This is a genomic window from Pseudoalteromonas sp. G4 (assembly GCF_028875915.1).
In the GTDB taxonomy this organism is placed as follows: domain Bacteria; phylum Pseudomonadota; class Gammaproteobacteria; order Enterobacterales; family Alteromonadaceae; genus Pseudoalteromonas.
This window is the reverse complement of record NZ_JAPEHW010000001.1, coordinates 13,085-25,019: the sequence shown is the minus strand read 5'-3', so window position 1 is coordinate 25,019 and position 11,935 is coordinate 13,085. Positions and strand designations below refer to the sequence as shown.

Annotated in this window: 11 protein-coding genes; 6 read left to right on the top strand and 5 right to left on the bottom strand. The window is 37.0% G+C overall.

Annotated features, from left to right (window positions below):
* Window positions 1-94: 94 nt before the first annotated feature.
* Window positions 95-1,141, bottom strand: coding sequence for a glutathione synthase (gene gshB, locus ON073_RS00100; protein ID WP_274759823.1), 1,047 nt, complete (start codon window positions 1,139-1,141; stop codon window positions 95-97).
* A 357-nt stretch (window positions 1,142-1,498) separates the two neighbouring features.
* Between gshB and ON073_RS00095 the strand changes: the two genes are divergently transcribed.
* The 3 genes from ON073_RS00095 (at window position 1,499) to ON073_RS00085 (ending at window position 4,308) form a co-directional block, all read left to right on the top strand.
* The gene (locus ON073_RS00095) at window positions 1,499-2,245 is read left to right on the top strand and encodes a transporter substrate-binding domain-containing protein (protein ID WP_274759822.1); all 747 of its coding nucleotides are present in this window, start codon (window positions 1,499-1,501) and stop codon (window positions 2,243-2,245) included.
* A 148-nt stretch (window positions 2,246-2,393) separates the two neighbouring features.
* Complete coding sequence (locus ON073_RS00090; RefSeq protein WP_274759821.1) at window positions 2,394-3,410, top strand: winged helix-turn-helix domain-containing protein; 1,017 nt, start codon at window positions 2,394-2,396, stop codon at window positions 3,408-3,410.
* Window positions 3,411-3,540: 130 nt separating this feature from the next.
* Entirely contained in the window at window positions 3,541-4,308 is a 768-nt protein-coding gene (locus ON073_RS00085) for a DsbC family protein (protein WP_274759820.1), read from the top strand.
* A 488-nt stretch (window positions 4,309-4,796) separates the two neighbouring features.
* On the opposite strand, the gene ON073_RS00080 is transcribed toward ON073_RS00085, so the two are convergent.
* Complete coding sequence (locus ON073_RS00080) at window positions 4,797-7,031, bottom strand: ATP-binding protein (RefSeq protein ID WP_274759819.1); 2,235 nt, start codon at window positions 7,029-7,031, stop codon at window positions 4,797-4,799.
* Between the two features lie 449 nt (window positions 7,032-7,480).
* Window positions 7,481-8,413: a sodium-dependent bicarbonate transport family permease gene (locus ON073_RS00075; protein WP_274759818.1), complete on the bottom strand. Its 933-nt coding sequence runs from the start codon at window positions 8,411-8,413 to the stop codon at window positions 7,481-7,483.
* A 345-nt stretch (window positions 8,414-8,758) separates the two neighbouring features.
* Here ON073_RS00075 and ON073_RS00070 point away from each other — a divergent pair, with 345 nt between their 5' ends.
* Window positions 8,759-9,691 (top strand): LysR family transcriptional regulator, encoded by a 933-nt coding sequence (locus ON073_RS00070; protein ID WP_274759817.1) that lies wholly within the window; start codon window positions 8,759-8,761, stop codon window positions 9,689-9,691.
* Here the strand turns inward: ON073_RS00070 and ON073_RS00065 are convergent.
* Together ON073_RS00065 and ON073_RS00060 are read right to left on the bottom strand one after the other, a co-directional pair.
* Complete coding sequence (locus ON073_RS00065) at window positions 9,681-10,079, bottom strand: hypothetical protein (RefSeq protein WP_274759816.1); 399 nt, start codon at window positions 10,077-10,079, stop codon at window positions 9,681-9,683. The two genes, ON073_RS00070 and ON073_RS00065, sit on opposite strands and share 11 nt — an antisense overlap.
* A 120-nt stretch (window positions 10,080-10,199) precedes the next feature.
* Window positions 10,200-10,535 carry a hypothetical protein gene (locus tag ON073_RS00060; protein WP_274759815.1) on the bottom strand — a complete coding sequence of 112 codons (336 nt, stop codon included), beginning with the start codon at window positions 10,533-10,535 and terminating at the stop codon, window positions 10,200-10,202.
* A 283-nt stretch (window positions 10,536-10,818) separates the two neighbouring features.
* Here ON073_RS00060 and ON073_RS00055 point away from each other — a divergent pair, with 283 nt between their 5' ends.
* Together ON073_RS00055 and ON073_RS00050 are read left to right on the top strand one after the other, a co-directional pair.
* Window positions 10,819-11,280: a hypothetical protein gene (locus tag ON073_RS00055; RefSeq protein WP_274759814.1), complete on the top strand. Its 462-nt coding sequence runs from the start codon at window positions 10,819-10,821 to the stop codon at window positions 11,278-11,280.
* 36 nt (window positions 11,281-11,316) lie between these two features.
* Window positions 11,317-11,925, top strand: a complete 609-nt coding sequence (locus ON073_RS00050) for a superoxide dismutase (RefSeq protein ID WP_274759813.1) — start codon at window positions 11,317-11,319, stop codon at window positions 11,923-11,925.
* Window positions 11,926-11,935: the final 10 nt, after the last annotated feature.

Below are 11,935 nucleotides of genomic sequence, written 5' to 3'. Positions count from 1 at the left end.
CGCTTACCAAAGGGAAGATACTGGTTTTTCGTGTTGTTTCTAAATATTGTGAGGCATGAAATTTCTTACACACCTCACTCTTGTTTACTCTAGGTTAAACGGCATTCGCTTCTTCAATCACCTTTCTAAATTCGGTTTTGCGATTGATTACACATTCTTTTGCATGCACCACACTTTCAACAAAATCAATAACTTGAGACTGTAATTTAACGCGATTTAATTTATTGATACGGGTGATACCACCCGGGCTTAACACGTTTACTTCTATTAATTTACCGCCAATTACATCAATCCCAGTAAAGTACAAGCCATCTCGCACTAATTTAGGACCAATATAACGGCATAACTTTTTCTCTTGAGCGCTTAGCTTGTGCTTAACCACTTTACCACCGGCATGAACATTCGAGCGTACATCGTTAGACGCAGGAATACGTTTCATAGCACCAATTGGTTCCCCATTCAGCATTAAAATTCGTACATCCCCTTCTTCAGCACCTTCCACATAATCTTGTAGAATTACATAATTGCTGCCTTTGCCATGTTCATCACCACCAATGTAAAAATCAAGCAGTGAACGGAAGCTGTGACGAGCCCCTTTTTCGAGTACGATAACACCACGCCCACCATAGCCATCAAGTGGCTTAAGGATCATTTTATTGCTTTCTGATTCTTCAAAAATGCGCTCTAAATAATCACGATTTTTAGATACATGAGTCGCTGGAATAAATTCACTTTCAGTATCTTGGAACGAAGCGGTATAGACTTTGTTGTTGGCAATACGCAGACCATCAAGGTCGTTCATAATAAATGCATCACCTCGTACTGAATCCAAGAAATTCAACGCGAGCGTATCAAGTGGCGGGTTAGCACGCATAATAATTGCGTCAAAACCTGCAAGCGGTAATTGAGCTCGTTTAAACACCGCGTTGCGGTAAAAACTTGGGATATTATCTGAAAGTTTGCTCTTCTTAACGAATACATCACAAAATGCACTTGCAATACTGTCGCGAATAGTTAAGTTGTTAACCGTTGAAAGCGCCACAGTGTGCCCACGTTTAACACATTCGTGAATTAAACGTAGAGTTGAATCCGTTTCAGGCTCCACACGCTCCCATGGGTACATGATAAAACAAATTTTCATTAATATTTTCCGAGTCTAAATTATCTGCAAAAACCAATTTAAGGGTGCGGAGCATACCGAATTTCGGCCTTGAGCGTTGTAAAAAAAATTTATCGTTACGAAAATATTCGTTTATCAATAATATTTAAACGCTTCCCTCAAACGGCTTTTTTATCCGCTATATTTAGTTTTAATCGGGTCAAATCTGGCATTTCTTTGATATAGCGCTAGTTTAGGGCGAATTCAGCTTTATTGTTAAAGCTTAATTTTTATATAATTTTATGTATGTAACCACTCACATATCACATAGCTGACACATTTTTATCTTAAGCGTGCTATGTCTTTCGTATTTAACAACTTGCTTTAAAAAAGGTAATAATGGCCAACATTTTATTTTCTCTTTTTAGCATTATTTTATTAAGCAGTGTGTTTAGTAATAACGCCTTTGCTAAAGCGCAATCGACGGTTAAATGCGGTATGGCTAAGGGTTATCCCCCTTTCCAATTTATTGAAAACAATATGCCAACCGGTTTCGATTACGATGTATTAAAACAAGTATTATCCAATAGCCAACAAGAGTTGATGTTAAAGGCAGATTTATGGGATGACACAGTAAATCGCCTGCGTTTTGATAAGCTTGATTGCATCACGGGTATGGAAATTAGCCCTGAACGCGAAAAGTATTTCGACTTCACTGTGCCCTATTATTTCCGTTATACCTCCGTTTTTGTAAGAGATGAGCTGCCGAGCATCGAAATCGTTCAAGATCTGTATGGTAAAAAAATAAGTGGCGATAAACATTCAATTACTGAAACAATTTGGCAAGAAAAACACATTAAAGATCACTTTCGATTGATACAAACACAAAGCAAAGATCAAGCTATGCAAATGCTCGCAACTAAACAAACCGACGCAGCCATCATGCCACGTGCAGTAGGTTTATATCTTGCTAAAAAATACAATGTAAAAGTGAAAATTGTGCATTCAAATTATCGCGGAACTCCTGTAGCCATTGCAGTTAAGAAAGGCAACAAAGCACTGCTCGATAAGCTTAATTCAGCGCTTAAAACTCTTATTCGTTCTGAAGAGATAAATACAATACTCTCTGACTATCAACAACCATAATTAAGCATAAACTCTTTTCTTAGTACCCAACATTTTATAGTCATACCTAAAACTAAAATTTACTAAAAGTCCCTAAAAAATTGCCATGTTGCTGTTTTATCTTTATAACACTAAAGAAAAAACAAACAGATGCTGTTAAGGACTATTTATGGCTATTTATCAATTTTTAGATTTCACGTTTTGCGCAACCACATTTGCCTTAACGCAATCAGGTAAAGAAAAGCCCATTCGTCCTAAAACGGCTCAGGCACTGCTCTACTTTTTACAACACCCAAAGACACTTATCACTAAACAACAACTTTTCAACGCGCTTTGGCGAAGTGAAGACGTGCAAGACTATCGCCTTTTCCAAGTGATCAGTGAATTACGTAAACTTGCACCAGAGCAACAGCTTATTCGAACGCAACCTAACGCTGGTTATATTTGGCAAACAGAAGTCGCAATAAAGCCAGTTACTAGCAAAAAACCATTTAACACCTTTGCTTTGGCAGCAAGCATGATCTGTGTGGTAAGTACAATTGGCCTTACTTTGTTTAACTTTGAACAAACTCAGCAAAAACAGGTTATGCTGCCAGCACTTAGCAGTTATTCCAATGCCGTTGTTGCATTTCAAGAAGCAAATTATGATGACGCCGAAAAATGGCTGACATTTACTTTAAAAGAAAACCCCGATTCCATCGACGCGCAATTACTTTTAGCCGAAGTAAAATATCAGCAAAATGAGCATAACAGTGCAAATTCCCTTGCTTTTACAGCTTTAAACAACGCATCAGAAACTAGCTATTATCGTGCCCAAGCTTTAGATCTATTAAGTCGCATTGCCTTAGAAACAAATCAGATAGATAAAGCATTAAATTTTGCCGTTAAAGGCAAACAGGTAATGAATCGTGAACTGGCAACTTGCAGCGCGCATGTTGTTGATAAACGTATTGCATTTATTATTGAAAACACTAAATACACTGAACAAAATAATGCTTTAGAAAATCCAATTAATACCACTTCAGGCAAAATGTTAGTGTCTAGCAATCAAGTAAACTCCAGTCAAAAACAAGTGCCAGTGTCGCAATTATGTCAACAGCTTACGCAACCAGTAACATCCACAATTGAGTGTATAACCACACCTGAACAACTCTTATTATTTCGCGAAAAACAGCTTTATTCGTAACGAAAACAAAAAATAAGACGTTGATAATTAATGTATTATATCTTTTTATAGTTAATTTTAGATAGTTTTAAATGGGTTTAAACAAAAGATAATGTACGTTTGGTTTTTCTAATTTAAAACCGAGTTACATATGTCATTACTAAATAAATTTATAACGCTGTTATTTACATTGTCGCTTTTCTTAAGCGCTGCATTTGTCCATTCTGAAACGTTGAAACCATTTACTAACCAAAACCAGCAAATCGCCAAAATAAAACAGGCTCTATTTGAACTTCTCGGCAAGGAAACCAAAGTAACTATCGAGCCTTATAACAACGATTTTTACCTTGTTATTGCCAATAACCAGCAATTCTTTTCAAGCTCTGATGGTAAGTATTTGTATTTGGGTCAAGTCATCGATACCCAAAGCAAGATCAATATCACAGAGGCTGCGCAAAAATTACAACGTTTATCACTACTAAACGAACTGCCAAGAGACGTATTGTTAAGCTATAAAGCCAAACAACAAAAACATCTGATCACCGTTTTTACCGATATCGATTGTCCCTTCTGTCGCAAGCTTCATCAAAGCATTGATATCCTAAATCAACAAGGGGTTACCATTGATTATGTAATGATCCCAAGAGGCGTAAAAGGCAGTGCTGCATTTAATAAAACAGCAGCGGCGTTATGTGCTAAACGCCCTCAATTTGCCATGAACTCTGCTATGTATTCGGGTAAATATGAAGGTGAGATAACAGAGAACTGTAATCAGCAACTGCAAGCGCAGCAAAAAATCGCAGCACAGTTTGGCTTTACCGCAACACCCACAATCTTACTTGAAAACGGTGAGGCAATTTCAGGGCTAATTTCACCATCTGATTTAGTGGCACGTTTGAAAACAGTTCAAAAAGGCTAAGATTTAAATTAAAAAGCGCTTTGCATAAAACAAAGCGCTGAATTCTGATTATGATTTTGTTAACTTTTTGGCTCAAAGAGAGTGAATGTGACTTTTTGCCATAATATCCAAGTTAACACTACAGCAATTAATATAACCACCAAAAACGAAGGTAAAAAAGCAAAATTCATAACGTTGATACCGATGCCGACAAATATACCAACAAAAAACCCCGCTATCGTCGCATTTTTCCAGTTTTTACTTACTTCAATACGCTTTTTGCAATGGGGGCAAGAGTACTTCCAAGGATTTATATTACGAAAGCTATTTAAAAAATTAATACTGTGATTACACTCTGGGCATTTTGGATTCATCTTGTTGTTCTCTTTATTGTTTTCTTTACTGCTGTAAAGAATAATGACTTTTGAGACGACTAACGAATTTTTGTGCCCAACGGCTTAACAGGATGTTTTTTGGTACAAAAGGTACCTTAAACAAAGTTTAATACGTTAATTCTGGGCTAAGTTCGTTTTTGAAATCACTTTTTTTATTTCAGCCAACAGGTTTTCAGGGTTAATTGGCTTACTGACATAGCCGTTCATACCCACCAGAAAACAGTGTTCATCATCACCTTTCATCGCATTGGCTGTTAATGCAATGATTGGAATCGTTTTGTAATGGCTAAACGAGGGGTCATTGCGAATGACTTTAGTGGTTTCATAACCATCTAATTCTGGCATTTGGCAATCCATCAAAATCATATCGAATAATGCCGCCTTTTGGCCTTTTAATATTGCTAACACTTCTTTACCCGTTTTAGCACTGGTGAAATTAACATTCCAGTTTGCCAGTATTTGCTCGGTAATAATTAAATTAACTGGATTGTCTTCAGCAATCAGTAGTTTTAGCCCAGATAAATCGACAAGCGATGGCGCTTGCTGCTGTAGTTTATGGCACGTACTTAATTTAATAACGTCAAACGCAGTAACAGGCTTATGCCATATAAATTGTAACCCTGAATGACTTGAAAACTGTTGTTCTAATTCGCTGCGAGGGGTGACAATAAACCCAACTTTTATATTTTTTTCGTGGTAAGTAGTGAGTAAGTTATTTAAGTCTTTTGGTGCTATTTCACTGTTACACAAATCAACAATGACTAAGTCGTCCTTTTGCTGTGATTGCGGTAACTGCGTAATTAAATTTAACGTTATTGCATATTTGTTATATTCGTTTTCCAAATTGGTTTTAAGTGTTTGGTCTTTTGAATAAAGCGCTACTTTTGTAAACATAAACTTAGGCAATTCGCGACTGGACTTATCATTAACCTCAACGCTTGCGGAAAATCTAAAATGCGTGCCTTTTCCTTTTTCTGATGAAATTAATAACGCATCTCCTTGCATCATTTGGCATAAACTTTTAACAATAGTGAGCCCGAGCCCAGTACCACCAAACACCCGTGTCGTAGATGCATCACACTGGCTAAATGATTGGAATAGTTTGTCAGTAGCATGCGCTTCAATGCCTATGCCGGTATCTAAAACATCCCCTTCTAAAATCCAATTTTGATCATTGCTTTGTACTAACTTAACACTCAGTTTTACATGCCCTTTTTGTGTAAATTTAATCGCATTACTGAGTAAATTAGTGATCACCTGACGAATTCTAATGGGATCACCATAAATAAATTGTGCGTTTAGTAAATGGGTATCGAGTTGGAAGGTTAAGCCTTTCTTCGCAATATCGATCGAGAACGATTTAACCACGCTATCAATCAGCTGATAAATATCAAACTCTTCTAAATGTAATGTGAGCTTTCCAGACTCAATTTTTGAGAAATCTAAAATATCATTAATAACACCTAACAAAGTATAAGCACTGCTACTAGCCAGCACTTTATAGCGTGCCTGCTGAGAGGTTAGTTCATGCTCTTTTATTAATTCTAAACTACCTATAACCCCATTTATGGGTGTTCTTATTTCATGGCTCATATTAGCCAAAAATTCTGATTTTAATTGCGAGTGATGTTCTGCATCTTGTTTGGCTTGCTCTAACTGGTGATTTATTTCAATTAGCTCTGTCTGGTAACGTTTGTTTTTTTGATTGCGGTATTCACCAATCATAATTGCAAAAGCAAAGTTAAACAGTAGCTGGCTTGCAAAAAGCGCGATAACAAAAAGTTGAGTTTCAAAAGTTGTATCTTGCTGCAAAGTAACTGTGCTTTGTCCATTAAACATCAACAACTTATTTGCTGATGTGCTAAACATCAGCAAAAGGCTAATACAAATAAGTAAACTTGAAACTCGGTACTTACTGCGGCCAAAGCGATACAAAATACAGATAATCCACGTTGACGATAGCGTTACCATAATTACACCGAGAATAAATCGGCTCTGATAACTTGGCAGCACAGAAGAAAACAAACTATGTAAAACCGCATAAGCAGTGAAATACGCCATCATAAACCGTTTAGGAATAGCTTTATCACATGCCAAATACAAGCCAATAATAATCAGTAAAAATGCACCTTGTGCGAAAAAATTAGGCAAAATAAACCGTAATGGAATGGGCAATAAATCCTGCAACGCAAATAACAGCATACTGATGGTAAAAAAGCAGGGCGAAAGCGCCCAATAACGCGCAGCGCGAATATCCCTATTTGCGAACCATAAAAAGATAAGCGATATCGCCGAGATTAAAACCCCGACACCACTCATTAACAATAAAGATAACGTTGATAGCTGCATTAATTGTCATCAATTAACATATTGAGATTACTCAAAGAATAACCTTGGCTTGTTTTAAAAATAGAAGAGTAGTAATAACGTGTAAAGGTATGTGAGCTATTGTTGTTTACCAAATATCCCGCTTGTACATTGCAAAAATTAGCAGTAATTAATGCATTTAAGTAGCAAGATAAGTGATAGCAAATTTCAAGACCCACAACACTTTGCCATATTTGTGTGATATTTAAGAGACAATAATTTGTTACGTTTGAAATAGTTACTCGTTAAAAAGAGGATATATTAGGTGCAGCCCTAATAACCCCATATGATTAAATGGCTTTCACCAAGTTTTTGAATAAGCACCTGTACCAAAGAGACAAATTGCAACCAAGCTTGCGATAACTAAATCGTAAAAATAAAAAGCAATACATGTGATGTTACATCAATAAAAAGCCCCTTTCAGGGCTTTTTTAGTTCGCTAAATAACCTGCTAAGGCGATGAAAAAGGGCACACCAATCAACACATTAAATGGAAAAGTAATACCAAGCGAAGCGGTTATCGACATACCTGCATTTGCCTCTGGTAAACTTTGCTTCATAGCAGCAGGCACTGCGATATAAGACGCACTTGCACCAAGTACAGCCATTAAGGCGATACCACCCGCACTTAAGCCAAGCATTACGCCTAAACCTGTGCCTGCCACACCGCCGAGCATTGGCATAAGCACAGCAAAGCTTATTAAAAACACACTGTTCTTTTTAAGCGACGATAGTTGCTCACCTGCAATAAGGCCCATTTTAAGTAAAAACAGTGCCAGTATTCCCGAGAAAAGTTCAATAAAGAATGGCGCTAATTTTGTTACACTCTGCCCGCCAACATAACCAATGATAAGGCTACCCAGCATTAACAAAATGCTTTGATTGGCAATCAACTCTTTCTTCACAAAATGCGCATTTACGACCTTAAAGCTTCCTTTTGCCAGTATTAAACCAACAATAATCGCTGGCATTTCCAACAGCACTACAAATAACGGAAAGTAAGCCTCGTAGGCAATATTATTTGCTTCAAGCAGTGCCACAGCAACCGCATAGGTTGCCACACTTACAGAGCCATAATGCGCCGCAATAGCGCCAGCATTTATTTTATCTAGTTGACCAAAGTAACGTAAAATTGGGTAGGCAACCAAGGGTAATAATAAACCAAAAGCAACGACTGCTATCGACATGGAAATCAGTGCAGGATCCACATGTTTTTGAAGCGCTATGCCCCCTTTTAAACCGATGGCTATCATTAAAAACATGCTTAAAGTTTTGTAAAGCCCATCTGGAAATGCCATTTTGGCACCCAATAACTGACAAACAATGCCCAGAATAAAAAACGCGACAACTGAATCAATCACCATAATTTACTTCTGCCCCGCACTTTGAAATGAATGAGTTACGCTCGGAGGATGGATTAAATGCTTGTTACGCCCAGCTAGTTTCGAGTAAAGCGAAAAGCCAAACAGCAAAGCTGACACAATCACAAATGCAATTTGTGGCTGTCCAATCAAGTTACTGAGAGCAAAAAAAGCCAATAGAATTGAACTTGTAATCACAGATAAAACAAAACTTCGATTTGTCATAACCATTCCCATCTTTAAAATTAAGCGACAGAAAAAGTTTACACAGCACTTTGGTTAGATAAAAATAGATATTAACTATCTATTGATTAGATTTTTATCTATTTTTTAAATTTAAGGTAAACAATGGCGTCTCGATTACATGCTCATATTGGCACATTTCGCCAGCTAGAAATCCTGTTAGCGGTTTACGATGGTGGCAGTATCAAAGCCGCTGCGGAGTCATTATTTTTAACCCAGCCAACAGTCTCCATGCAGCTTAAAAAATTAAGTGAAGCCATTGGGCTACCACTTTACCAACAAGTCGGGCGCAAGATTAAATTTACTGACGCGGGGCTTGCGACTGTTGCAACTAGTCGTCAGATTTTGCAGCAATGCGAAGCGCTTGATATGCATTTATCAAGCTTGCGCGGATTAAAATCAGGAACCTTACGTATTTCATGCGCAACCACAGCAAAATACTTTATCCCGCATTTGCTCGGCCCGTTTTGCAAGCAGTACCCTGGTATTGATATTCAATTTACAGTTGCCAATCGCCAGCAAGTAATTGAACGATTCGAGCAAGGCCTCGATGATTTTTTTGTATTCAGTTATGTGCCAGAAGGGTTAGATCTTGAAGTTAGAGAGTTTATGTCAAATGACTTGGTGGCAATCGCAAATGCTGAACACCCTTTTACAAAACAAAAAAAAGTATCACTAGCAGCGTTTTGCAAAGAAAACTTTATAATTCGAGAAGAAGGTTCAGGTACACGATATGCAACCGAACAATTCTTTAAATCGCAAAATATATCACCCAATATAAGAATGACAATTGCCAGTAATGAAGCAATTATTCACTCGGTTTTATCTGGTATGGGCGTATCCATATTATCTACTCACACCCTCGCTTTTGGGGATAGTTACAATGTTAAAGTAATTAATGTGGAGTCACTGCCAATTCAATCTAAATGGTCATTCTGCTGGGCAAAATCGCAACAACTTTCCCCCATCGCCCAAGTGTTTCTTGATTATGTAGCCAACGAGGGTAAAGACGTGATGACAAAAGCCATTAGATTATAATTGAATCCGAGCTAAATTGACATTTAGGCGCATCTGAACAGCGATATTCTTGTGTTGTTTGATTGAATAACACTGGACTTAAACAATAAGGACAATGCTTGTCTATTGTTTTAATTTTTGGCGTTATCTTTAACGGGATTACTTTATTTTTTGCTCGGTGGCGCTTCATTAGCCAAACTGAAAGACACACAAAAAATAGAAAACATGATAGCAAACCAAAGGCTATTAAATAGCTTGAATTATCTTGCAGCACCTTTACAAAACCCTTTTGTGGTGTCGGTGTTTCTCCATTTTTTACTTCGGTAACGGGGGTAATTAATGCCGGTTCAACTGCTCTTTTAGCAAAAGGTTTTAAATCATAATTAACAGCTTTATTGGCCGATGCCATTTTTGATGACCAATAAACTTCAAAGGCTTGTTTTTGTTTCGTTTTATTCTCTGAACAGGTAACAAAATCAGTTGTTGATGGATTTTTAACTCGACACGCTTTAGGTATTTTATAGTATGCCTACCAAGCACTTTGCTTTTCGCCGTTATACATTGCAGCAAAAGAGGACATGTCAGAAATGGCAACATGGTTAAACGGATTATGAAATGCGCGTTTATTACCTGTAACTACCGAATACGGATTTTGATTTTGTTCGTTGTCCTTACATAAACGACTATATTCTTCAAATGTTGCTTTATATTGGTGATTCAAATAGTCATTTGAGTTTTGGTTAAGCAGTTTTCGAATAGCATCTCTTTTTTTCGCAAGATCGATACATAACTGTTTATTTGAAGTCGAGTCTGCATAAGTTGCATTACTAAATAACACTAACAAAACGCCAAAAATCCATTTCATTTTAATAACCTATCTCCCTAAAACACATTTAAGGTAAAGTCTTTATTCTTTAGGGTCAACCTTCTCATTTATGTTAGACAGCCAATTAAAAATCACATTTTCTTTGTGAGTTGTTTTTTACTTTCAATCTGAAGTGAGTTGACACCTTTTTTCACGTTAACCTCATATAAATCACCCTGAACTTTTAAACTAAATCCATATAAAACTTGAAACACAATCAAATTATAATGATAATTGTTTTTATTTGTATTTTTGAGTTTGCGATTTGTGTATTCATCTTTCTATGTATCATTGGCAAGTAAATATTTGTGAGGGCAACTTAGCATTTGAGTTAAATCACTATTCAAAAGCAATTAAATTTTATGAGCAATGTTTACAACAACTAGCGCTTATTGAAAAAGAAATCTATTCAAACTCTGCTCCTCCAAGCGCTTGGATTATTGACCAATATTTACCAGCTCTCATTGTTTCATACTTAAATATAATCGACTCACATCTTGCCGATAAGCACATTGAAAAGGCTTGTAATTTACTCGAAAAAGGCTATGAAAAAGCACGCATCTGTACTGATACATGCCTGAAAAAATCTGACATGCAACTGCGAAATGTCGCACTGCGTCATTTATCTCAACTTAAACAATACGCCTTTATGTTAGCAAAGCAGGTATCCCAACAGCCTGTGCTTCTTGCAAAGCTTAAAACCATTACCAATACACAAACAATTTTGAACAACACAATTCATTAATTACATATTCATGCACTTCAACTAAAAGGAAACGTTATGGCATTTACACTCCCCTCTTTAACGTATCAGTACGATGCACTTGAACCACACATTGATGCAAAAACAATGGAAATCCACCACACATTACATCATCAAACCTATGTTAATAAGGCAAATGAAGCTCTTGAAAACACCGAGTTTGAAAATAAACCTGATGAGTGGTTATTAAAGAACATTCATACCCTGCCCAATTCATTACAAAATATTGTCAGAGATCATGTGGGTGGGCATCATAATCACAGCTTATTTTGGCAAATAATGTCACCATTTGGAGGCACCTTACATACAGGTCAATTGGAAATCGCCATAAATAAAACCTTTGGTTCATTTGATGCATTTCAAGCAGAGTTTGTGCAAGCAGCACTTACGCGTTTTGGCAGCGGCTGGGCATGGCTGGTTGTAGATCAAAATGGTGAGTTAAAGGTAACAAGCTCAGCAAATCAAGACAGTCCTTTAATGGAAAATCTCACACCAATTCTCGCCTTAGATGTATGGGAACATGCATATTACTTGAGATACCAAAACCGCCGACCAGAATACATTAAGGCATTTTTCAATGTTATAAACTGGCAAGAAGTTGAACGCCGCTATTTGGCTATGATGTAACTCTAAAAAG